Here is a 21,065-nt window from a genome sequence, read left to right as displayed (position 1 = left end):
CGGGCAGGGTAATGACCTTCGATCCGGGAACCGGCCAGCACGGAATGCCCGTGTCGGCGGGTTATGTCCGGGTTGTAGCCGATCGCACCAGCGGCACGGTCCGGTACGGGATCAGCTCGGCGAGCGCGATGATCGTGTGCGCCCGGCCGATGCCCGCGTAGCCGACGATCTGGTCGATCACCCGTTGCAGGTCGGCGTTGGAGCGGGCCACGATCCGGCACAGGATGTCCCCGCCGCCGGTGATCGTGTGCGCCTCCAGGACCTCGGGGATCTCCGCCAGGTGCTCGGCGACGGCGTCGTGCCCGTACCTCTGGATGATCTCCAATGTCACGAAGCTGGTGACCCCGAAACCGATCGCGGCCGGCTGGACGTCGGGCCCGAAGCCCTTGATCGCGCCCCGCGCGATCAGCTTGTCCAGCCGCGCCTGGACCGTGCCGCGGGCCACCGCGAGCCGCCGGGAGAGTTCCAGCACACCGATCCGCGGTTCGGCCGCGAGCAGCGAGATGAGCCGCGCGTCGAGCGGATCCAGCTGGACAGTCTGCTCACCCATGGCGTGAAGCTACCGCACCGATTGCGCACGTTGATCAGCCATCAACACACCGGTTGCCCAGCCCGGCCCGAAGGATCACCGTGAGGCGGAAGCACCGGGCTCCGGCCGGTGACGACCTGTGACACTGTGAGCAGACCCAGCGGACCGGTCAGCCCGCAGGGAATCGTCAAGCTGTCGTGGTAAAGGTTTGCGCATGAGTTCCGTTCCCGCGGGTTGGTACAAGGATCCCGCCGACACCAGCACCCAGCGCTACTGGGACGGTGAGGGCTGGGTGGGCAAGGCCATCCCGGCGGACGCGACGCCACCGGACGGCCCGCCGCCCGCGGAGGAGCCGGAGCCGCCCGCCCCGGTCACCCCGGCCGCGCCCACCGTCGTGACCCCCGCCCCGGCCCCCGGCCCGCAGCCGGCTCCGCCGCCCGGCTGGGGCCCGCAACCGCCGCCGCCACCGGGATGGCAGCCACCACCGGGCATGCAGCCGCCGCCGGGCTGGCAGCAGACGGCCGGCGCGCAGCCGATGCACCCCTACCTCTACCCGATGCCCGAGGTGCGGCCGCACGGCCTGGCGCTGGCCGGGCTCGGCCGGCGGCTCACCGCACGGCTCGTCGACATCGCCGCGGTGCTGGTGCTCAACATCCTGGTCAACGGCTACTTCGTGTACCTGTACTGGCAGGACTTCTCGCCGATCCTCACCGACTACATGGACCAGATGAAGGCCGGCGTCGCCGCCCCGGTGGTCCAGCAGCCCTCCGAGCGGATGCAGACGCTGTCGGTGGCCATCGTCATGATCGCCACGCTGCTCTGGCTGCTCTACGAGGCGCCGTCGATCGCCAGCACCGGGCAGACCCTGGGCAAGCGACTGTTGGGGATCAAGGTCGTCCCGGTGGAGAAGATCGGCGCGATCGGGTTCGGCCGGGCCTTCACCCGCTGGGCCCGGCTCGGCATGTGGACCCTCTTCTGGTGGTGCGGCATCGGCCTGATCATCCAGTTCGTGGCCGCGCTCTCCCCCGTCTTCGACACCCGGCTGCGGCAGGCGTGGCACGACAAGGCCGCGGCCACCGTCGTGGTGGCCGTGCCGGCCGGCGCACCACCGACCATCGACGCCACCACCCGCGACGACCACCCCGGAGGACCGCAATGACCCGGCTCACCCGTGCCGACCTGGACGCGCTGCCCAACTACGTGCCCGGCCGCAACGTCGCCGACCTCGCCCGGGAGCTGGGCATCGCCGAGGCGATCAAGCTGGCCAGCAACGAGGTGCCGTACGGGCCGCTGCCCGGGGTCGTGGAGGCGATCACGGACGCCGCCCGGACCGTCCACCGGTACCCGGACATGGGCGTGGTCCAGCTGCGCGACCGGATCGGCGAGCGGTTCGGCGTCGCCCCGGAGCGGGTGGTCACCGGATGCGGCTCGGTGGCGCTGGCCGAGATCCTGGTGAAGGCGACCTGCCTGCCCGGCGACGAGATCGTCTACTCGTGGCGGTCCTTCGAGGCGTACCCGATCATCGCGGCCGGCGGCGGCGCCACCAGCGTCCGGGTGCCGAACACCGCGGCGCACGGGCACGACCTGACCGCCATCGCCGAGGCGATCACCGACCAGACCCGGCTCGTCTTCGTCTGCAACCCGAACAACCCGACCGGCACCAGCCTGCGCCGGGCCGAGCTGGACCGGTTCCTCGGTGAGGTGCCGTCCGACGTGCTCGTGGTGCTCGACGAGGCGTACCGGGAGTTCGTCACCGACCCGGACGTCCCGGACGGCCTGGAGACGTACGGGGACCGCCCCAACGTCGTGGTCCTGCGCACCATGAGCAAGGCGTGGGGCCTGGCCGGTCTGCGGATGGGCTACCTGGTCGCCCAGCCGGAGATCGCCGCCACCATCCGCAAGGTGGTCACCCCGTTCTCCACCAGCCTGGTCGCGCAGGCGGCCGCCCTCGCCGCCCTCGATCAGGAGGCGGAGGTCCGCCGCCGGTGCGCCGAGGTGGTCACCGAGCGGTCCCGGGTGACCGAGGCGCTGCGCAAGCTCTCCCTCGACGTCCCGGACAGCCAGGCCAACTTCGTCTGGCTGCCGCTCGGCGACCGGACCGCCGCCTTCACCGCCGCCTGCGAGAACCGCGGCGTGATCGTGCGCGGTTTCCACCCCGAGGGCGTCCGGGTCACCATCGGCACCCCCGAGGAGAACGACCAGTTCCTGATGGTCGCCGAGGCCACGCTCACCGCAACGTCCTGATCGGGAACGCTGATCAGTACGGCAGGACGGTGACCAGCACGGTGTCGAGGGTGAGGTAGTAGATCGGCGACTCCGGGTCCTCCGGGGCCCGGGGGCTCAGCCGCTCCATCGCCAGGTAGCCGTCGAAGACCTGGTAGAGCCCCGGCTTGAAGTGGGTGTCGTCGGACCCATAGGCCATCGGGTAGCTGTACCGCAGCACCCCGGTCCGCGCGTCCAGCCCCTCCAGCGTGTTCGCCGCCGTGAGCAGCAGCACCGTCGCCGGGGTGCCACCGAGCACCCGCACCAGCCCGGGGCGCTCCCAGAGCCGCTCGCCGTCCACCGACGCCACGCTGACCCCCGCGTCCGAGGCGGCGACCACCACACCGGCCACGAACGTCGATCCGGGCAGGTCCAGGGCGGGCACCCGGCGCGGGGCGGCGCGGTCGGCGAGCCAGCCGTGCCCGGAGCCGTCCCGGAACCCCGGGCAGACGAACGAGACGCAGCCGACCGGCTCGTAGGGCCCGGCCGGCCAGCCGCTGAGGGGACGGCCGGTCACCGCGTCGTAGGCGCCGGTCGCGCACACGTACGCGCCGCCGTCGGTGGTGAACCCGTCGGCGCATCCGGCCGGGACCGTGATGCTCCACAGCCGCTCGCCGGTGCTCAGCGCGTACCCCGAAAGATCTCGGCCCTGGGTGACCACGACGGCGCCGCCGGCCAGACGCAGACCCGGCGGGGTCCAGACCGTCGCGGCCCCGGTGCGGTGTCCGGCATAGCCGGGCGCGTCCGGGCCGTCCGCCCGCCAGGCCACCTTTCCGGTACGGGCATCGAGCGCGATCAACCGCCCGTCGGACCACCGGGTGACCACCGTGGCGCCGCTCGCGACCACCGCGCTCACCTGCTGCGGCCAGCGCCGGAACGACCAGCGGGCGGTGTACATGGTCCGCGCGGTGACCGGCTCGTCCGCCCGGACCTGGTGTTTCGCGGCGTAGACGCGCAGCCGCCGGTCCACGATCAGCGGCGCCTGGTTGAGCCGTCCGGTGACGCCGAAGGTGGGCGTCGGCTCCGGAGGGTACGGCGTGATGGCGCTCGCGGCCTGTTCCGCCGGGGCCAGCACCCGCCAGCCGATGGCGGCACTCGCGACCAGCAGAAGCACGGCCGCCAGGATTCGCAGCAGCACCCGGGTCACGGGCGAAAGTATTACAGGTCAGGGCGAGCTCACTCGAACCCACCGTTGATCAGGCCCAGCCTTACCAGTTCGGTGAGTGGTTCGACCACGTTCGCCGCGCCGAATCCGACGAACAGCGGCCGCGGCCCGTCCCGGTGTGTGCGGGCCGGCTCGACCAGCGGCACCGGATGGGTCGCGGCCAGCGCCTCGGCCACCTCCGCCACCTCGCCGCCACCGGCCGCGATCACCGTGGCGACCAGCACGTTCAGGAAGCCGTGGTGGGTGAAACCGGTCTCCGGATCGGTGTGCCGGGTGGCGTGGCGCATCCCGGCGGCCAGCTTGAACGGCAGTTCCCGGTCCCGGCAGGCACAGATCACCGCGGCCAGTTCGACCGGGGTCGGGAACAGTTCCGCGGCCAGGCCGCCGACCCGGAACTTGGGGGCGATCGGCAGACCGTCGGCCCGGGCCTCGGCCACCGAGTCCAGTGCCGCCAGCAGGCCCCAGCTCAGCGGGATCTCGGCGTACAGCGGGAGCCCGGTGTCGGCGCCCGTGAAGGCGCGGAGGGTGGCCAGGCCGGGCTGTGGGTCCTCGCCCCGGCGGGCCACCGCCGCCTCCAGATGCTTCACCACCACACCCGAGGAACGCAGCTTCTCCACGGTGCTGGGCAGGGCCGCGGCCGGCACGTCACCGATCAGGGCGGCGGTGAGCCGGGGCACCTGCTCGGTCCCGACGAGCGAGGCCGGCACCAGCAGCGAACCGATCAGATCGCTGTACCACGACGTGGTGTGCTCCTGGTGCTTGAGCACGGCGTCGGCCAGGCCGACCGGGCTGGGCGGCAGCAGGCACGCGTCATCGACCAGCCCGGCGTAGAGCGGCGGCACCATCGTCGACACGAATTCGAACCTAGTAGACGCCGCCCTAAACGGACAGTCTCAGCGTCTGCGCCGGCCCGCCAGCACCAGGAGCTCGGCGACGGCGCCGGCCACCATGCCGGCGACCAGTGGCGCCGGTCCGCCGACGACCGCGTACGCCAGCAGGAACAGCGGCGCCGCGAAGGTCAGGTAGACGGCCGCCGCGAGACGCCGGTCCCCGGAGCGCAGGCGGCGCAGCACCACCCCGGCCGGCTCCGGCAACCGGCCACGGAACCAGAACACCACGGCACCGAAGACCAGTACGCCGATGAGCCCCGCCCAGACCCGGGAGATCCCGACGTTGATCAGGGTCATGGCGGCCGCGAGCACGGCCGCCACGATGGTGCCGCCGGAGCCGTACCGGACCGTCTCGCCCACCGCGTCCACGGTCTCCCCGGACACGTCGAGAACCGGGCCGGCGGGCACCACGACCGGCGGCGCCGGGGCCGCCGCGGGAGCCGGGACGTTCCCCTCGGGCGGCACGCCCAGCGACGCCTCCTCGGCCAGGTCCTCGATGGCGCGGGCCCAGCGGCGGCGCTCGAACCGGACGATCCCGGTGTCCTGGCCGGCGTCACCGATCACCGGGTCCAGTTCCAGCGCCTCCCCGTACGCCCGCTGCGCCAGGTCGAACAACCGCAACCGGGCGGCGACCACGGCCAGCACCAGGTGCGCCTCGGCGTCGGTAGGTGCGATCCGGACCCCGTTCCAGGCGGCGTTCAGCGCCTCCTGGCCGTTGCGTGACTCGCTGAGCAGGGCGGCCCCGGTGCGCTGCGCGTACGCGTCGTCCGGCCACCCGGTCAGGATCTCGGCGGCGACCCGGGCGGCGTCCGTGAACCGCCGCCCGTCGGTGAGCGCCATCGCCCGGACCACGAGGACGCCCAGGTCCCCCGGCTCAGCGGCGGCGGCGCGCTCGGCGGCGGCCAGCGCCTCGGCGGGCTGGTCGGCGGCGAGGTGGATGCGCGCCAGGGTGGTGAGGAGGCCGGCCGCCAGCGGCGCGGCGGTCAGACCGGCCGCGATCTCGGCGGCGGCCTCGTCGTAGCGGCCGAGATCGGCCAGCAGGAGGGCACGCTCGCGGTGCTCCTCCGGGGTGGTGTCGGGCTCCATGGGGGCGGGCACGCTGCCGAGCGTAGGCCGTCCACCTGGCAATCAGTCGACTCGGGGTGACCCGGGGTAGACCATCGCGACGGCGATCCCGGCCAGGCCCTCGTCGCGCCCGGTGAGCCCGAGCCCGTCGGTGGTGGTGCCGGCCACCGTGACCGGCGCTCCGACCGCCTCGGAGAGCACCTTCTCCGCCTCGGCCCGGCGCTTCCCGATCTTGGGATGGTTCCCGATCACCTGGATCGACACGTTCCCGATCTCGAACCCGGCCGCACGGACCCGACGGGCCGTCTCGCCGAGCAGGGTGATCCCGGCCGCACCGGCCCACTCCGGCCGGCTCGTGCCGAAGTTGCCACCCAGGTCACCGAGCCCGGCGGCGGACAGCAGCGCGTCACAGGCGGCGTGGGCCGCCACGTCGGCGTCGGAGTGCCCGGCCAGCCCGGTCTCGCCGGGCCAGTGCAGCCCGGCCACCCAGCAGGGCCGCTCGGGGTCGAAGGCGTGGACGTCGGTACCGATGCCGACCCGCGGAATGATCACGCGGAGAGCTTAAGCAGGTGGGTCGCCAGCGCGAGGTCGATGGGCCGGGTGATCTTCATGGCGAAGTCCGATCCGGGGACGCACAGCACCGGCCGCCCGAGTTTCTCCACCGCTCCGGCGTCGTCGGTGTGCGAGTCGGCGGCCGCGGCGTGGGCGGCGCGCAGCGTGCCGGCGCGGAAGCCCTGGGGGGTCTGCACGGCCCGCAGCACCGACCGGTCGACCGTCCCGAGGACCGTGCCGTCAGCCGCGACCTCCTTGATGGTGTCCACCACCGGAAGCGCGGGGATCACCGCGTCGGCGCCGTCGCGCACCGCGGCGGCGACCCGTTCGAACAGCTCGGCGGGCGCGAGGCAGCGGGCCGCGTCGTGCACCAGGACGATGCCGACGTCGCCGGGAACGACCGCGAGCGCGGCGGCGACGGAGTCCTGCCGCTCGGCGCCGCCCGCCACCACGACGACCGGAGCCACCGGAGCGAGCAGATCGTGCACGGCCTCGACCTCGGCCGGCGGAGCGGCCACGACGATCATGCGGACCGACGGCGCGGCGGCCGTCCGGCGGATCGCGTGGACCAGCAGGGGCTCCCCCTCGAGCAGGCGCAGGGCCTTGGGGGCACCCGGGCCGAGGCGCACACCGGCGCCCGCGGCCGGAACGACGACCGCGACGTCACCGCGAGCATTGAGCTGCGCGGTCACGTCGCGGTCGTCGGTCAAGGTGTGAGGGATGCGTTGGACGGATCAGGCCTCGGTGAGGACCTTGTCGAGCAGGACCTCGGCCTCATCCTTGCTGCTCTTCTCAGCGAGGGCGACCTCGCCGACCAGAATGTCGCGAGCCTTGGCGAGCATGCGCTTCTCACCCGCGGAAAGGCCACGCTCGCGCTCACGGCGCCAGAGGTCACGCACAACCTCGGCAACCTTCAGCGGGTTACCGGAAGCAAGCTTCTCGAGGTTCGCCTTGTAACGCCGCGACCAGTTGGTCGGCTCCTCGGTGTGCGGAGCACGAAGGACATCGAAGACCTTTCCAAGGCCTTCCTCGCCGACCACTTCGCGCACGCCGACTTCTTCGGCATTCTCAGCGGGCACTCGAACAGTCAGATCGCCCTGGGCGACACGCAGAACGAGATACTGCCTTTCAACGCCCTTGATGACCCTAGTCTCGATTGCCTCGATGAGTGCGGCCCCGTGGTGGGGGTAAACAACGGTCTCGCCGACACTGAAAACCATAGGTTCGAAACCCCTTTCGCTGTGTCTAGGGTAACACGCCCGGGCGGCCGTGTCTCGCCCTGACGGTCACTGTTAGTGCAGCTCAGAGGCCCTGTGATGGGGCTTTCTACCGCTTGACAGCGAAGCGAGAAGCTGCCTAAGTAACGCAAAGTGACCAGACTGTTACGACCTCTGCCAACGCGGCCGTGCAAACCAAGTCGGGAATTCCGGACCTGATGGCTTTGTGAGATCAAGCTTATCGCTAAGGTCCGCATCGGCGCACCACTGGCGATGCGGCTCCACGTGCGGGACGCTGGACGGAAGTTCCCCGACCGAAGCAAGATCTGGTCGGCCAGGGGGGAGGTTGAGTCATGGCTGGCGCGAGCGACAACGGCGACAGGCCGCCCGGCGGCGGGCCCTCCGACGGTCTCCCGGAATTCCCCGAGGAGTGGGGCGTCATCGTCATTCCGGACGACCTCTCCGAGCTCGCCGACGAGGTCGCGGCGGTCCGCGCCGAGCTGCACACGGCCGCACCGCTCAACCGGTGGCAGCGTCTCGCCGACCGGCCCACGGTCCGCCGGCTGCGCCGTCTCGGCGGGCTGCTGACCCACACTCCGGCTCTGATCATCATCCTCGCAATCCTGGTCACGGTGGCCAGCCTGTTCGCCTCGGCATGGCCCGGTCCGCCCCGGCAGCCGGCCACCCAGCGGACGTCTGGCGCCACCGAGAGCCGTTCCGACCAGCTCCCGGCGCTGGATCTCATCGACAGCGACGGGCAGAGCGTCTCGATTCTGGGGCGACTACCTGCTGTGGTGATGCTCACCGAGGGCTGCGACTGCGCGGCCCTGGTCAGGGACACCATCGCCGCCGTTCGAAGTGACATCGCGATCCTGACGGTGAGTAAGGTGCGGGCGTCCGCCAGCGCGGCCGCGACCGGGCAGGGCCTGCTGCCCACCGCACGCACCCCGCGGGCCGACGGCAAGACCGTCACCGCGTTGCAGGACCCCACCGACACGCTGCGGCGACAGCTCGGGCTCGGTGCGCCGGACGGGACGGCCGCGGTGGTCCTCGTCGACCGGCTCGGCAAGATCGTCCGCGTTCATCCACGAACCGCCTCGGTCGAGACGTTCCGCCCCGACCTGTCCCGCCTCTAACGACCAAAACCCATAATGGGTACGAGGTGGGCTGTATCGGCAGGAATCGGCGCCGTCGGTCAGCTGGTGGAGCGCTGGAGGGCGTAGCGGAAGACGACCGGGCCGGGTGCGTCGATGCTGATGTGCATGCGCAGCTGTCTGGTGAGGCCGACGCTGAAGATGTCCGGGGTGCGGGCACCGGAGCAGCGCAGGCCCCGGCCGGACTCGTCGCCGCCGAGGCTGACCCGCACGCGGGCGCCGTCGTCCCCGGCGCACACCACCGACACCAGGAAGTCGCCCTGCTCCACCTCGACTATCTCGTCGTAGCCGGTGCCCGGCTCCAGGACCAGGGTGTTCGCCACCTCCTGCTCGCCGATGTCGGGCAGCAACTGCTCGGCGGTCAGCCGCCAGTGCGCCAGCCGGCCGTCACCGGCGCCGTCGGGTGCGGCACGCCACCACCACACCAGCCCCATCACCAAGATCAATGCCGTCAGCGCGTGCAGCACGACGCCGCGTCCCCGTTCGCTGCTCACGCTGCGAGAGTAGAGCCCTCCAGAAGAGTGACGTAGAGCGTGAGTCCCGGGCCGAAGGCGAGCATCACGATCCGCCGCGGCGGGACCGGGCGACGGCGTAACTCGTTCAGGACCAGCAGCACGGTCGGTGACGAACAGTTGCCGTGGGCGGCGAGCACGGCACGGGACTCGGCGAGCGCCGCGGCGGGCAGCTCCAGCCGCTCCTGGACCACGTCGAGGATCTTGGGGCCGCCCGGGTGCACGGCCCAGCCGTCCACCTCCGCGATGCTCCGGCCATGGGCGGACAGGACCTGATCGACCAGTCCGCGGACGTGCGCGGCGAGGACCGCCGGTACCTTCGGCGACAGGCCCATCCGGAAACCCAGGTCGGTGACCTCCCATGTCATGTGGTCGGCGGTCGACGTGTCGGTGATCGCGGCGAGTTCGCGTACGGCGTACCCGGGATGGTTCTGATCTTCTGGGGTGACCACGACGGCGGCCGCGGCGTCCGAGAAGAGGGCGTGCGAGACGATCTGCTGAATGTCCGCGCGGGCGCCGGGCGGTTGCAGGTGCAGGCTGGTCAGCTCGGCGCAGAGCAGCAGCGCGGGCCGGCCACGGGCCACCACGAAGTCACTCACCGTGCCGAGACCGGGCAACGCCGCGTAACACCCCATGTGTCCCACGAAGAGCCTTTGCACGTGGGGTGACATACCGAGGTCCCGGGCGAGCAGGATGTCCAGCCCGGGGGTGGCGTAGCCGGTGCACGAGCAGACCGCGAAGAGGCCCAGATCGCCGGCCGCCACCCCGGCGTCGGCCAGCGCCCGGTCCACCGCGGCCTTGCCCAGCGGAATCGCCTCGGCCTGGTAGCGGCGCATCCGGCGTTCGGTGGACCAGTGCGCGACGTCCTCCAGCAGCGGGCTCACCACGGCCTGCCGGGTGCGGACCCCGGCGTTGGCGAAGATCCGCCGGGCCAGGCCGTGCCGGGCGCCGGTGTAGTGGTGGGCGAAGTAGCCGTCCCAGATGTCGTCCTGGGCGGTCGCCGGCGGCAGCGCCACCCCGATGCCGCTGATCACCGCGTCCATCCGCCGGCCCGTCACCAGCGCGGGGCGACGCCGTCGGCGTCCGGGTCGCCGCCGAGCGCGTCCACGCCCAGCCAGTCGGCACAGACGTCGCTGGTGGCCGGTTGCAGCGAACCCGCACGGGCGTCCCGGTAGAGCCGCTCCAGCGGATGGCCACGCCGCATCGCCGAGGTGCCGGCCGCCTCCAGCATCGCCGCCGCCACCTCCGCCGCGGTCGTCCCGGCCAGCAACTTGGCCCGCCACACCCAGCGGTTCGTCTCGGGTTCGCCGGGCGCCTCGTCGACCCGGTGGGCCGCCTCCCGGACCACCAGGTGCGCGGCCGACACCGCGGCGTCGGCACGGCCGATCCGGGCCCGGACCGCGGGCAGCCGGCCCAGGCCGCGGGCGTTGACGTGCTCGACCGCGGCGTCCACGGCGGCCCGGGCCACGCCCACGTAGACCGCGGCGTAACTGGCCACCATCCAGTGCGGGGCCAGCTGGGCGGCCACCAGGGCGAGCCCCTCCACCCCGCCGAGCAACGCCGGCGCCGGGACCGTCACGTCCACGTGCAGGTCGTGCGAACCGGTCGCGCGCATGCCCAGGGCGTCCCAGGTGGGTTCGACCCGTAGGCCGTCGCCCGCCGGGACCAGGAACTGCGACACCTGGGCGGGGTCGTCGGCGCTGCGGGCGGCGACCAGGTAGGCGTCCGCGTGACCGGCGCCCGAACAGAACGTCTTGGCGCCGGTGATCCGGAAGCCGCCGTCCACCCGCCGGTAGGTGGTGGACAGCTCGGACAGGCGGGAGCCGGCGCCGCGTTCACTCATCGCCACGGCGTACCAGGCGCCGCCGGCGGCCGCCTTGAGGAAGCCGTCCCGGGCCTCCCGCGCCTCCGCCGGCAACCCCAGCATCTCGGCCAGCTCGTCGGTGACGCCGGCGATCGCCCCGGTCACCGAGGCGTGCATGTTGAAGACCAGGGCCGTCGAGCCGTTGCCCCGAGCCAGCTCGTAGGCGATCTCCGCGTACTCGGTGAAGCCCGCGCCCGCGCCGCCCAGCCGGGCCGGGACCATCAGGCCGAAGAAGCCGGCCTCCCGCAGCTCGGCGAAGTCCCGTTCGGGGAAGGACCCGTCCCGGTCGCTGTCGGCCGCGCGGGCCGCGAACCGTGGGGCCAGCCGTCGTGCCTCATCCAGCATGTCGTCTCCCGATGCCCTGATAGAGGATCGCCGCCGAGAAGCTGGGGACGATGCGCCCGCCCGCGGGCCGGCCCAGCACCAGCCAGCGGAACAGTCCCGGAAGGCTCGGGCGGACCCCCCGGATCTCCAGATCCACCCCGTGCCGTGTGAACTCGGTCACCAGGCGCCGGGGTGGCACGAACAGCGCCGGATCGTGCAGGCCGGCCGGGGCGATCCCGAGCCGCTCGCCCAGGGTCACCGTGACCAGGCGGCTGAGGCGGGTGTCGTTCACCGTGTCCAGCACCACGAGACCGCCGGGACGCAGCACCCGGCACAGCTCGGCCACCGTGCCGGACAGGTCGGTGACGTGCTCCAGGATCTCGCCGGCCACCACCACGTCGGCGCTGTGACCGGCCAGCGGCAGGGCGGTCACGTCCCCGTTCACCGCGGTCATCCCGCGCGGGACCGCCCGCTCCAGCCCGGTCCGGCGCAGGTCGACACCGATGTGCCGGTAGCCCTTGCCGCGGACGTGCGGAGCGAGCAGACCACCGCCGCAGCCCGCGTCCACCAGGATCCGGCCGGGCGCTCCCGCCGGAGGGATCAGTGCCGCCCGGGCCTCGGCCAGCCAGTGCAGCAACTCGAAGGGTCCGCCGGGCCGCCACCACTCGCCGGCCAGGTCGTCGTACTGACGTGGATCATTGCGCTGCATCGACAGCATGTGATCGAGCCTGGCACGGTCCGTGCGCGGAGGCCACACTTGGCAGCCATGTCCCGTGCGCTCGCACTGCTCAGATCGGCCCATCCGGAACCCGGTGCCGCGGTCACCCTCGCCATCACGCTGCTCGCCGCCGGCGCCGGGCATCGCGGGTCCCGGCTCCTGCTCGTCGCCCTCACCGTGGCGGCCAGCCAGCTCGCCGTCGGCTGGGTCAACGACCGGCTGGACGCCGAACGCGACCGGCGGGCCGGGCGGCTCGACAAACCGGTGGTCGCGGGGACGGTGTCGCCGCGGGCGGTCGGCGCCGCCGGGATCGGGGCGGCTCTGGCCGTACCCCTGCTGGCTTTTGATCTGGGTCTTCCGGCTCTCCTGGCGATCTCGGTGGCGACGGTGGTCGCGCTGCTCTACGACTGGCCGCTGAAGAACACCGCGTTCTCGGTGGCGCCGTACCTGATCGCCTTCGGACTGCTGCCGGCCTTCGTGGTGCTCGCCCGGCCCGGGCATCCGGCGCCGCCGGCCTGGCTGGTCGCGGCCGGCGCGCTGCTCGGCGGCGGCGCGCACTTCGCCAACGTGCTGCCGGACCTGGACGACGACGCGGCCACCGGGGTGCGCGGGCTGCCGCACCGGATCGGCGCGGCCGGGTCCCAGCTGGCCGCCGCGGGGCTCCTGCTGGGCGCGACGCTCACCCTGGTCCTCGGGCCGGCCGGGCCGCCGTCGTGGACCGGCCTGGCGGCATGCGCGGCCGCCGTCGTGGTCCTTCCCCTCGGGTGGTACGCCGCGCGCCGCGCCCGGGGACGCCCGGTCGCGCTGTTCCGGGCCGTCATCGTGGTCGCCCTGATCGACGTTCTGCTGCTGGTCTTCAGCGGTCGGCTGACCTGATCCGGCCACCTGATGGATGGGTCGGCGTACAGCGCCGATCGCCGCCCATTAGGCTGATCCAACACCCTGGTGTCTCTATTTGGAGGATCGTGATGCGTCCCCTGGGAACCCGTCGCGCCGCTCTGGTCGCGGGTGCCGCCACGGTCGCCGCCCTGGCTCTGGGCGGCTGCTCGGCCGGCCAGGTCGCCGAGACCGCCATCCTGGAAACGCCCATCGCCGGCGTCGACACACAGACCACCGACGGCAGCGTGTTCATCCGCAACCTGCAGGTGGAGTACAACGGCATCGAGGGCTACGCGAAGGGTGAGAACGCTCCGCTCGAGCTGAGCCTCTTCAACCAGACGGCCGAGCCGGTCACCGTCACGATCAGCAGCGCCCCGCCGGACCTCCCGCAGGTCGTCTCGGCGGACCAGGTCGGCTTCGTGAGCGCCGCCGCCACGGTCACCACCCCGGGCGAGGTCGCCGCCAGCCCGTCCGTGGCCCCGAGCGCCTCCGCGCCGGCCGCCACGGTCCGCCCGGCCCGGATCGAGATCGGCCCGCTGTCGACGGCGATGTTCCGCCCGAGCGACCTGGCTCCGCTCCAGGTCATCGGCCTGCAGGGCGCGCTCACCCCGGGCGCCGCGGTCAACCTGGTCTTCGAGTTCAGCAACGGCGCCGACAAGCTGGTCGTGCAGGCGCCGGTCGCCACCCCGCTCAGCCCGGCGCCCCGCGGCCCGGCGGAGATCGGCGAGGACGCCCCGGAGCTCGAGGGTCACTGACCGGGATTGTCATACCGGCGAGCTAGCTTGTCGGTGTGACGACCTCCCGATCCGCCGCCAAGGCCCCCCGCACGGCATACGTCTGCGACGCCTGCGGTCATCAGCCACCGAAATGGTTGGGCCGCTGCCCCGAGTGCGGTGAGTGGGGCTCGGTCATCGAGTCCACGGTCACCGTTCCGGTCTCCGGCCGGGTGGTCAGCTCCCGCATGCCGGCCGAGCCGGCCCGCCCCATCGCGCAGATCAGCGCCGCCCCGGCCCGCGCCGTCGCCACCGGCGTCGGCGAGCTGGACCGGGTGCTCGGCGGCGGCCTGGTGCCCGGCGCCGTGGTGCTGCTCGCCGGCGAGCCCGGCGTCGGCAAATCCACCCTCCTGCTCGACGTCGCCCAGCAGTGGGCGGTCGGCGCGGGCACCCCGTCGCTGGTGGTCAGCGGCGAGGAGTCGGTCAGCCAGGTGCGGCTGCGGGCCGAGCGGCTGGGCGCGCTGCACGAGAAGCTCTACCTCGCCTCGGAAAACGATCTGGGCACGGTCATCGGCCACCTCGACGCGGTCCGGCCCGGCCTGCTCGTGCTCGACTCGGTGCAGACCGTCTCGGCACCCGGCACCGAGGGCGTGCCCGGCGGCGTCACCCAGGTCCGGGCGGTCACCGCGGCGCTCGTCGCGATCGCCAAGGAGCGCGGCATCGCCACCGTCCTGGTCGGTCACGTCACCAAGGACGGGCAGGTCGCCGGCCCCCGGGTGCTGGAGCACCTGGTCGACGTGGTGCTCCACTTCGAGGGCGACAAGCACTCCTCGCTGCGCCTGGTGCGCGGGGTGAAGAACCGGTTCGGCGCGGCCGACGAGGTGGGCTGCTTCGAGATGCACGAGGGCGGCATCACCAGCCTGCCCGACCCGTCCGGGCTGTTCCTCACCCGCTATCTGGAGCCGGTTCCCGGCACCTGCGTGACGGTCGCCATGGAGGGGCGGCGGGCGCTGGTCACCGAGGTGCAGGCGCTGATCGGCGCGGAGGTGCAGGGCTCGCCCCGGCGCACGGTGTCCGGTCTCGACAGCGCCCGGCTCGCCATGGTGCTGGCCGTGCTGGAGCGGCGCACCAAGCAGCTCAAGCTCTACAACCGAGAGGTCTTCGCGGCCACTGTGGGCGGCATCCGGCTGACCGAGCCGTCCGCCGACCTGGCGATGGCCCTCGCGGTCGCCTCCGGTGGCCTCGACCTGGCCATGGCCCCGCACCTGGTGGCGATCGGCGAGGTCGGCCTGACCGGCGAGATCCGGCGGGTCGGCGCGGTCGGCCGGCGGCTCTCCGAGGCGGCCCGGCTCGGCTTCAAGGTGGCGCTCGTCCCGCCCGGCTGCGGGCCCGACGGCACCGGCGGCGCCCCCAAGGGCATGGAGATCGTCGAGGTCGGCAACCTCCAGGCGGCCCTGCAGAGCGCGGCCCGCGCGTCGGCCGCCGCACAATAACGCTGAGTTACGAATCATCACGCTACGGAGCATTCATTGAACCACGCCTCGTTGACGTGGATGACAGTCCGTAGAATGTCCGGGTGCCGCTCGACCGCGATGGTTCCAAGCCCGCCGCCAGTTCAACGCCGCGTCCCGGCGTCAACGGCGTGGGGCATCGCGCGATGACGCCGGCCGTGGGCGCCGGCCTCACCGGCGGAGCAAGTGATCCGTTGCGGGCGAATCTCGCGCTGATGGCCCCCGGGACGGCGCTGCGCGACGGTCTCGAGCGCATCCTGCGCGGCCGCACCGGGGCACTCATCGTCCTGGGGCACGACGCCGTCGTCGAGACCATCTGCACCGGCGGATTCCCGCTCGATGTGGAGTTCTCCGCCACCCGGCTGCGTGAGCTGTGCAAGATGGACGGTGCGGTGGTCCTCTCCAGCGACGGCACCCGCATCGTCCGGGCCGCCGTGCACCTGATGCCCGACCCGTCGATCCCGTCCGAGGAGTCCGGCACCCGCCACCGCACCGCCGAGCGGGTCGCCAAGCAGTCCGGCTTCCCGGTGATCTCGGTGAGCCAGTCGATGCGCATCATCGGGCTGTACGTGAACGGTCAACGCCACGTCCTCGACGACTCGGCCGCCATCCTGTCCCGCGCCAACCAGGCCCTAGCCACCCTGGAGAGGTACAAACTCCGCCTCGACGAGGTCTCCGGCACCCTCTCGGCCCTCGAAATCGAAGATCTGGTCACGGTGCGTGACGCCGTGGCGGTGGTGCAGCGCCTCGAAATGGTCCGCCGGATCGCCGACGAGATCTCCGGTTACGTGGTCGAGCTCGGCACCGACGGCCGCCTCCTCGCCCTTCAACTCGACGAGCTGATGGCCGGCGTCGACTCCGACCGCACCCTGGTCATCCGCGACTACCTGCCGACCAGCCGCAAAGCCCGCACCCTCGACGAGGCGCTCGTCGAACTCGACCTGCTGACCGCCACCGAGATGATCGACCTGGTGGCGGTGGCCAAGGCGATCGGCTACCCCGGCGCCTCGGACTCCCTCGACGTGGCCGTCTCACCGCGCGGGTTCCGGCTGCTCGCCAAGGTTCCGCGGTTGCCCGCCCAGATCGTCGACCGGCTGGTCGACCACTTCGGCAGCCTCCAGCGCCTTCTCGGCGCCACCGTCGAGGACCTCCAGGCGGTCGAGGGCGTCGGCGATGCCCGGGCACGTGGGGTGCGGGAGGGGCTGTCCCGGTTGGCGGAGGCCTCCATCCTCGAACGCTACGTCTGACGATCTCACCCTTCTGCCCCGCGCTCCCGTCGTGATCTCCTCGGCTCGGCTCTGAGGGCTGTTCCAGGGGGCTCGAGACAGCTCCCACCGTCGGCCGGGGTGACTTGGCCGGCCACTAGAGCTGTTCCCGAACCGGCCTTCTCAGCCGGTCGAGAAGATCCGACTGGACACCAGAGCGGTCTCACGCACCCCCGAAACAGTGCTCACGGCCGGCCAGGGAGATCAACTTCGGGGCGACGGTGGACACGATCCGCCGCGCCCGCGTGACTGGCGGCAGCGCCTCGAGCGAGCGGTCGCCGCTGGCTGTCAAGACCGTGACCCGCCGCCTGGAGGTGAGCTGTAGCAGGGGCGGGAGCGGCGGCTGGCGCGGGAGCGTGGGGCGGCGCCGGAGCGGCGGGCGGCAGCGCAGCAGGAGCCGGAGCAGGGGGCGGGAACGCGGCAAGGGCCGGAAAGGCGAGAACGGCGGCGGCAGGGGCGGAGCGGTACGAGAGGCAGGGGTCGGAGAGGCTGGCGGGAGCACGGCAAGGGCCGGAGAGCCGCGAGCGGCGGCGGCAGAGGAGAGAGCGGCGGGCCGGGGCGGCGGCAGAGGCCGCAGGCGGTCGGACGGGCCGAGGGCGGCGGCGGCAGAGGACAGAGCGGCGGGCCGGGGCGGCGGCAGAGGCCGGAGTGGTGGCAGAGGCCCCAGTGCCGGCAGAGGCTGCAGGCGGTCGGAGGGGCCGAGGGCGGCGGCAGGGGCTTGAGGGGCGGCTGGGTTGGCCTGCGGGAGGGGCGAGCTCAGCCCGGTGGGCGCGGCACGGGCGGGAGTCGCAGAGAGCTCGCGTGGGACGGACGGGACGGTCCGAATGGGGCTGGACGGGGTCGCGCGTACCAGAGGGTCGGAGAGTGAGTTCCGGCAGGTCAGAGGGGGTGGCTGATGTCGTTGGCGTGGTCGGCTACGGCGGCGCCGGTGATGGTGGCCTGGAGGGGGAGGTATTCCAGGCAGCGGCGGACGGCCGGGGCCATCACCGGGTTGGGGACGCGTAACGAGATGGTGCAGTGCGGGACCCAGCGGCCCGGGCGGTAGTGATCCCAGATCTCGACTCCGGCCGCGGAGAGGCGGTCGTGTACGGCGCGGTGGTGGGACAGCAGTTCCTCGGTCATGGTGACGCCCAGCCAGAGGACGCGGCCCACGAACTGGCCCACGAAGTCGATGCTCAGCGGGATCGGGCGGGCCACCTGGAAGCCGGACAACGCCTCCGCTACGGCGTGCGGGTCGATGCGGTGGGCGGCGGCCAGAGAGAGGTGCGGGCGGTGCTTCTGGTGGAGGGAGCCGAGGGACGGGATGCCCTCGGCGTCCAGGGCACGCCACAGGTTGCGGACCCGGCGCGTCGTGTCGACGTCCAGGTACAGCTCGAGAGCGGCTACCAACGGGGTCAGGCGACGATGGTCAGGATGACCGGGTTGCTGCGGAGCGTGTCGAGGCGGCCGCGCAGTTCGTAGGCACCGGTCCCGGGGATCGGGCCGGCCGCGACGTTGTCGGCGCACTGGGTGGAGGCGCGGCCGTTCCAGGTGACCTCGTACTCGCGCTCGCCCCCCGCCTTCAGGGTCTCCACCTGGTTGCCCTTCGACGTGGTGCACAGGTCGGAGGACCAGTATTTCTGGGCGCCCTGTTCGATGTAGAGCTCCTGTGCGCTGGCGCCCAGGTCGCGGGTGCACGTACGCGTACCGATGTTCTTGATCTTGAGTTTGATCTTGAGCGGGACGCCGCGCTGTGGGGAGGTGTCCTCCGGGACCGGGGTCACCGACATCTCGCTGTCGGCGCAGGCGCCGGAGGCGGGCGCCGCGGTCGCGGTGGCGCCGTTCGCGGGCGGGGGCAGCACCTCACCGTCGTCGGGCTGCCGGGACAGCAGCTCGTTGGGGTCGGGCAGGGCCGGGCCGACGGCGGGACCGCTCTCCTCGAACGACGGTGACGGCGACGCGCTCGGATCCTTCCCCACACCGGGAGTCGGATAGCTCGTCGTCTGGGAGGAGGCCTTCTTCTTGCCCGGATCGTCCTCGCCCGAGCAGGACACGAACAGCACGATGAGGCCGAGCACGACCGCGCTCAGCACGACCGCACGCCGCCGCCAGTAGACCGCGGGTGGGAGGGGACCAACCGTCGCACGCATGATGCCGCTCACGGTAGACCCGGACAGCCTTCGCTATGTGCACGACGCGCCGGTTTTGCGACACCAACTCGCGCAACGCTCGTTAGAGATAGACCTTGCGCTGGTAGACGGCGTGCGCTCCGGCCACCCGATCGAGGAACAGCCGGCCGGCGCAGTGATCGATCTCGTGCTGCACGGCCCGGGCCTCGAACGCGTCGGTGGTCAGCGTGAACGGCTCGCCGGTGCCGGGCAGCACCGCCTCGACCACGATCCGCCCGGCCCGTTTCACGTCGCCGGTCAGGTCGGGCACCGACATGCAGCCCTCCCGGCCCGGCCGCCACCGGCTCGCCTCGACGATCCTCGCGTTGCAGAGCACGAACGTGCCGTGGGTGGTGGACGCTTTCGGATGCCCGGTCACGTCCACGCAGAACACCTGGGCGCTCACGCCGATCTGCGGTGCGGCCAGGCCGACACAACCGGGTGACACGCGCATCACCTCGACCAGCTCCTCCGCCAGCCGGACGACCTCCGGGTCGGTCGGGTCGACAGCCTCCCCCGGGGTACTGAGCACACTCGCCGGGGCGGTGACGACCGATCTCACAGGATCTCCGTGTCGGACCGGCGCAGCGTCACGTCCACATCCAACTCGGCGGCGGCCACGGCGAGCCGCTCGGCCAGCTCGTCGGCCGCCCCGGCCGGTACGTCCACCTCGGCGAGCAGCAGATAGAGCGGCCCGCTGAGCCGGGTGGTGAGGTCGGTGATGTTGCCGCCGGCGGCCGCGACCACCCGGGTCACCGCGGCCACGATGCCGAGCCGGTCGGCGCCGTGCACGCTCACCTGGTACGGCACGCCGGCCACCGCGCTGTCGGCCTCCGGCTCCACCCGGCGGACGGTGGTCAGCAGGCCGCCCCCGGTGACCCGATCCAGCGCCCGCGCCGCCTCGGCCTCGGTCGGTCCGGTGCAGATCAGGGTCATCGCGAAATGGCCGCGCAGCCGGGTCATCGTCGAGTCGGTCAGGTTGGCGCCGACCTCCGCGAGCGCCTCGGACACGTCCGCCACGATGCCGGTGCGGTCCGGGCCGATGACGGTGATGGCGAGCTCGTACACCCGCCTACAGTAAACGGGATATGACTCTCGCCGACGAAGCCATCGCCTGGTACGCCGTAAACGCCCGTGATCTGCCCTGGCGGCAGCCGGACACCACCCCCTGGGGAGTCCTGGTCAGTGAGGTGATGCTGCAACAGACCCCGGTCGTCCGCGTCGAACCCGCCTGGCGCTCCTGGATGACCCGCTGGCCCACCCCGGCCGCGCTCGCCGAGGACCCGCCGTCGGAGGCGATCCGGATGTGGGGGCGGCTGGGCTATCCGCGCCGGGCCATGCGGCTGCACGCCTGCGCCGTGGCGATCGTCGAGCGGCACGGCGGCCGCGTTCCGGACGACCTCGATCAACTGCTTGCGCTGCCGGGAGTCGGGACCTACACCGGGCGGGCGGTGGCGACGTTCGCGTACGGCCAGCGGCACCCGGTGGTCGACACCAACGTACGGCGGGTCGTCTCCCGCGCGGTGGAGGGAAAGCCGGACGCCGGGCCCACGACGACGGCCGCCGACCTGGTGGCGATGGCCGAGCTGCTGCCCGAGGACGAGGCCAGGGCAGCGCAGGCCAGCATCGCGTTCATGGAGCTCGGCGCGATCGTCTGCACGGCCCGCTCGCCGAAGTGTGTGGACTGTCCCTTCCACGCCGTCTGTGCCTGGCGGCAGACCGGGCTTCCGTTGCCGGAGGGGCCGAGCCGCAAGCCGCAGCGCTACGCCGGAACCGACCGGCAGGTCCGCGGCCTCCTGCTGGAGGTGCTGCGGCACGCCACCGGGCCGGTCCCGCGCCAGCGCCTCGACATGGTCTGGCAGGACGAGGTGCAGCGGGCCCGGGCGCTCTCCGGCCTGGTCGAGGACGGCCTGGTCGAGACCCTCGGCGGTGACGACTTCGTGCTGGCCGGCGACGGACCCCGCGGCGAGATTCAAGAACTCTGAACGTGGAACGGCCCGGCTGCAACCGCAGCCGGGCCGTTTCGTCGGTCGGGGCCTACTCCTCGGTGGTGGTCGCCGTGCCGAGGTCGGCGGGCACCGCGTCGGGCACCGTCACGCCCTTCTCCGCGCCGCGAAAGACCAGCTTGGACTTCTCCACCTTGGCCGGGTCGCCCTCGCAGTCCACCACGACGATCTGGCCGGGGCGCAGCTCGTTGAAGAGGATCTGCTCGGACAGCGTGTCCTCCAGCTCGCGCTGGATGGTCCGGCGCAGCGGACGGGCGCCGAGCACCGGGTCGAAGCCCTTGGCCGCCAGATA

The 21,065-nt window shown here is 72.6% G+C and carries 24 protein-coding genes; 8 read left to right on the top strand and 16 right to left on the bottom strand.

Going from position 1 to position 21,065, the window contains the following annotated elements; genetic code table 11:
- Window positions 1-61: 61 nt before the first annotated feature.
- Window positions 62-550 (bottom strand): Lrp/AsnC family transcriptional regulator, encoded by a 489-nt coding sequence (locus tag J5X75_RS23760; RefSeq protein WP_208469706.1) that lies wholly within the window; start codon window positions 548-550, stop codon window positions 62-64.
- Between the two features lie 193 nt (window positions 551-743).
- Between J5X75_RS23760 and J5X75_RS23755 the strand changes: the two genes are divergently transcribed.
- Window positions 744-1,688: an RDD family protein gene (locus tag J5X75_RS23755; protein WP_208469705.1), complete on the top strand. Its 945-nt coding sequence runs from the start codon at window positions 744-746 to the stop codon at window positions 1,686-1,688.
- The gene (hisC, locus tag J5X75_RS23750; protein WP_208469704.1) at window positions 1,685-2,773 is read left to right on the top strand and encodes a histidinol-phosphate transaminase; all 1,089 of its coding nucleotides are present in this window, start codon (window positions 1,685-1,687) and stop codon (window positions 2,771-2,773) included. Before J5X75_RS23755 ends, hisC begins: the two co-directional genes overlap by 4 nt.
- A 13-nt stretch (window positions 2,774-2,786) precedes the next feature.
- Here the strand turns inward: hisC and J5X75_RS23745 are convergent, their stop codons facing one another.
- From J5X75_RS23745 to J5X75_RS23720, 6 genes are read right to left on the bottom strand one after another with little or no spacing between them, the layout of a single operon-like run.
- On the bottom strand, window positions 2,787-3,938 hold the full coding sequence (locus J5X75_RS23745) for an outer membrane protein assembly factor BamB family protein (protein ID WP_208469703.1): 1,152 nt from the start codon (window positions 3,936-3,938) through the stop codon (window positions 2,787-2,789).
- Between the two features lie 29 nt (window positions 3,939-3,967).
- Window positions 3,968-4,810 carry a hypothetical protein gene (locus tag J5X75_RS23740; RefSeq protein ID WP_208469702.1) on the bottom strand — a complete coding sequence of 281 codons (843 nt, stop codon included), beginning with the start codon at window positions 4,808-4,810 and terminating at the stop codon, window positions 3,968-3,970.
- Window positions 4,811-4,849: 39 nt separating this feature from the next.
- Complete coding sequence (locus J5X75_RS23735) at window positions 4,850-5,944, bottom strand: tetratricopeptide repeat protein (RefSeq protein ID WP_372450938.1); 1,095 nt, start codon at window positions 5,942-5,944, stop codon at window positions 4,850-4,852.
- A gap of 30 nt (window positions 5,945-5,974) precedes the next feature.
- Window positions 5,975-6,463: a 2-C-methyl-D-erythritol 2,4-cyclodiphosphate synthase gene (gene ispF, locus J5X75_RS23730; protein ID WP_208469701.1), complete on the bottom strand. Its 489-nt coding sequence runs from the start codon at window positions 6,461-6,463 to the stop codon at window positions 5,975-5,977.
- Window positions 6,460-7,155, bottom strand: coding sequence for a 2-C-methyl-D-erythritol 4-phosphate cytidylyltransferase (gene ispD / locus J5X75_RS23725; RefSeq protein WP_208469880.1), 696 nt, complete (start codon window positions 7,153-7,155; stop codon window positions 6,460-6,462). Before ispD ends, ispF begins: the two co-directional genes overlap by 4 nt.
- 42 nt (window positions 7,156-7,197) lie before the next feature.
- Entirely contained in the window at window positions 7,198-7,683 is a 486-nt protein-coding gene (locus tag J5X75_RS23720) for a CarD family transcriptional regulator (protein WP_183222390.1), read from the bottom strand.
- A gap of 350 nt (window positions 7,684-8,033) precedes the next feature.
- Here J5X75_RS23720 and J5X75_RS23715 point away from each other — a divergent pair, with 350 nt between their 5' ends.
- The gene (locus J5X75_RS23715; protein WP_208469700.1) at window positions 8,034-8,816 is read left to right on the top strand and encodes a hypothetical protein; all 783 of its coding nucleotides are present in this window, start codon (window positions 8,034-8,036) and stop codon (window positions 8,814-8,816) included.
- Window positions 8,817-8,875: 59 nt separating this feature from the next.
- On the opposite strand, the gene J5X75_RS23710 is transcribed toward J5X75_RS23715, so the two are convergent.
- The 4 genes from J5X75_RS23710 to J5X75_RS23695 are packed head-to-tail and all read right to left on the bottom strand — an operon-like array spanning window position 8,876 to window position 12,252.
- Window positions 8,876-9,328 (bottom strand): DUF6023 family protein, encoded by a 453-nt coding sequence (locus J5X75_RS23710; protein WP_208469699.1) that lies wholly within the window; start codon window positions 9,326-9,328, stop codon window positions 8,876-8,878.
- On the bottom strand, window positions 9,325-10,389 hold the full coding sequence (locus tag J5X75_RS23705; RefSeq protein ID WP_208469698.1) for a type III polyketide synthase: 1,065 nt from the start codon (window positions 10,387-10,389) through the stop codon (window positions 9,325-9,327). The genes J5X75_RS23710 and J5X75_RS23705 overlap by 4 nt, the downstream gene beginning before the upstream one ends.
- A gap of 11 nt (window positions 10,390-10,400) precedes the next feature.
- Window positions 10,401-11,555: an acyl-CoA dehydrogenase family protein gene (locus tag J5X75_RS23700; protein ID WP_208469697.1), complete on the bottom strand. Its 1,155-nt coding sequence runs from the start codon at window positions 11,553-11,555 to the stop codon at window positions 10,401-10,403.
- Window positions 11,545-12,252 carry a methyltransferase domain-containing protein gene (locus J5X75_RS23695; RefSeq protein ID WP_208469696.1) on the bottom strand — a complete coding sequence of 236 codons (708 nt, stop codon included), beginning with the start codon at window positions 12,250-12,252 and terminating at the stop codon, window positions 11,545-11,547. Before J5X75_RS23695 ends, J5X75_RS23700 begins: the two co-directional genes overlap by 11 nt.
- Before the next feature lie 48 nt (window positions 12,253-12,300).
- Between J5X75_RS23695 and J5X75_RS23690 the strand changes: the two genes are divergently transcribed.
- The 4 genes from J5X75_RS23690 (at window position 12,301) to disA (ending at window position 16,602) form a co-directional block, all read left to right on the top strand.
- On the top strand, window positions 12,301-13,128 hold the full coding sequence (locus J5X75_RS23690; RefSeq protein WP_208469695.1) for a UbiA family prenyltransferase: 828 nt from the start codon (window positions 12,301-12,303) through the stop codon (window positions 13,126-13,128).
- A gap of 92 nt (window positions 13,129-13,220) precedes the next feature.
- Window positions 13,221-13,886: a hypothetical protein gene (locus tag J5X75_RS23685; protein ID WP_208469694.1), complete on the top strand. Its 666-nt coding sequence runs from the start codon at window positions 13,221-13,223 to the stop codon at window positions 13,884-13,886.
- A 35-nt stretch (window positions 13,887-13,921) separates the two neighbouring features.
- Window positions 13,922-15,337: a DNA repair protein RadA gene (gene radA / locus J5X75_RS23680; RefSeq protein ID WP_208469693.1), complete on the top strand. Its 1,416-nt coding sequence runs from the start codon at window positions 13,922-13,924 to the stop codon at window positions 15,335-15,337.
- A gap of 83 nt (window positions 15,338-15,420) precedes the next feature.
- Window positions 15,421-16,602, top strand: coding sequence for a DNA integrity scanning diadenylate cyclase DisA (gene disA / locus J5X75_RS23675; RefSeq protein ID WP_208469692.1), 1,182 nt, complete (start codon window positions 15,421-15,423; stop codon window positions 16,600-16,602).
- An 897-nt stretch (window positions 16,603-17,499) separates the two neighbouring features.
- On the opposite strand, the gene J5X75_RS23670 is transcribed toward disA, so the two are convergent.
- From J5X75_RS23670 to J5X75_RS23655, 4 genes are all read right to left on the bottom strand, one after another.
- Window positions 17,500-18,009 carry a 2'-5' RNA ligase family protein gene (locus J5X75_RS23670; protein ID WP_208469691.1) on the bottom strand — a complete coding sequence of 170 codons (510 nt, stop codon included), beginning with the start codon at window positions 18,007-18,009 and terminating at the stop codon, window positions 17,500-17,502.
- 5 nt (window positions 18,010-18,014) lie between these two features.
- Complete coding sequence (locus tag J5X75_RS23665) at window positions 18,015-18,749, bottom strand: adhesin (protein ID WP_208469690.1); 735 nt, start codon at window positions 18,747-18,749, stop codon at window positions 18,015-18,017.
- 82 nt (window positions 18,750-18,831) lie between these two features.
- The gene (gene def / locus J5X75_RS23660) at window positions 18,832-19,329 is read right to left on the bottom strand and encodes a peptide deformylase (RefSeq protein WP_208469689.1); all 498 of its coding nucleotides are present in this window, start codon (window positions 19,327-19,329) and stop codon (window positions 18,832-18,834) included.
- On the bottom strand, window positions 19,326-19,835 hold the full coding sequence (locus J5X75_RS23655) for a glycine cleavage system transcriptional repressor (protein WP_208469688.1): 510 nt from the start codon (window positions 19,833-19,835) through the stop codon (window positions 19,326-19,328). The genes def and J5X75_RS23655 overlap by 4 nt, the downstream gene beginning before the upstream one ends.
- A gap of 20 nt (window positions 19,836-19,855) precedes the next feature.
- Between J5X75_RS23655 and J5X75_RS23650 the strand changes: the two genes are divergently transcribed.
- Window positions 19,856-20,752: an iron-sulfur binding domain-containing protein gene (locus tag J5X75_RS23650; RefSeq protein WP_208469687.1), complete on the top strand. Its 897-nt coding sequence runs from the start codon at window positions 19,856-19,858 to the stop codon at window positions 20,750-20,752.
- Window positions 20,753-20,804: 52 nt separating this feature from the next.
- Here J5X75_RS23650 and J5X75_RS23645 read toward each other — a convergent pair.
- Window positions 20,805-21,065 (bottom strand): ClpB D2-like domain containing protein (locus J5X75_RS23645; protein ID WP_504739691.1); only part of this gene is annotated, 261 nt, incomplete at its 5' end.

The sequence above is a fragment of the Actinoplanes flavus genome, assembly GCF_017592555.1.
GTDB classification, from domain to species: Bacteria; Actinomycetota; Actinomycetes; order Mycobacteriales; family Micromonosporaceae; genus Actinoplanes; species Actinoplanes flavus.
This window is presented reverse-complemented; position numbering and strand designations above follow the sequence as displayed.

What these genes read in the sequence shown, in the direction of transcription:
- J5X75_RS23700 (WP_208469697.1), bottom strand. Translation starts at nt 11,555, where the DNA reads ATGCTGGATGAGGCACGACGGCTGGCCCCACGGTTCGCGGCCCGCGCG.
- J5X75_RS23760 (WP_208469706.1), bottom strand. Translation starts at nt 550, where the DNA reads ATGGGTGAGCAGACTGTCCAGCTGGATCCGCTCGACGCGCGGCTCATC.
- J5X75_RS23665 (WP_208469690.1), bottom strand. Translation starts at nt 18,749, where the DNA reads ATGCGTGCGACGGTTGGTCCCCTCCCACCCGCGGTCTACTGGCGGCGG.
- J5X75_RS23685 (WP_208469694.1), top strand. Translation starts at nt 13,221, where the DNA reads ATGCGTCCCCTGGGAACCCGTCGCGCCGCTCTGGTCGCGGGTGCCGCC.
- J5X75_RS23755 (WP_208469705.1), top strand. Translation starts at nt 744, where the DNA reads ATGAGTTCCGTTCCCGCGGGTTGGTACAAGGATCCCGCCGACACCAGC.
- J5X75_RS23715 (WP_208469700.1), top strand. Translation starts at nt 8,034, where the DNA reads ATGGCTGGCGCGAGCGACAACGGCGACAGGCCGCCCGGCGGCGGGCCC.
- J5X75_RS23705 (WP_208469698.1), bottom strand. Translation starts at nt 10,389, where the DNA reads ATGGACGCGGTGATCAGCGGCATCGGGGTGGCGCTGCCGCCGGCGACC.
- J5X75_RS23695 (WP_208469696.1), bottom strand. Translation starts at nt 12,252, where the DNA reads ATGCTGTCGATGCAGCGCAATGATCCACGTCAGTACGACGACCTGGCC.
- hisC (WP_208469704.1), top strand. Translation starts at nt 1,685, where the DNA reads ATGACCCGGCTCACCCGTGCCGACCTGGACGCGCTGCCCAACTACGTG.
- J5X75_RS23650 (WP_208469687.1), top strand. Translation starts at nt 19,856, where the DNA reads ATGACTCTCGCCGACGAAGCCATCGCCTGGTACGCCGTAAACGCCCGT.
- J5X75_RS23720 (WP_183222390.1), bottom strand. Translation starts at nt 7,683, where the DNA reads ATGGTTTTCAGTGTCGGCGAGACCGTTGTTTACCCCCACCACGGGGCC.
- J5X75_RS23690 (WP_208469695.1), top strand. Translation starts at nt 12,301, where the DNA reads ATGTCCCGTGCGCTCGCACTGCTCAGATCGGCCCATCCGGAACCCGGT.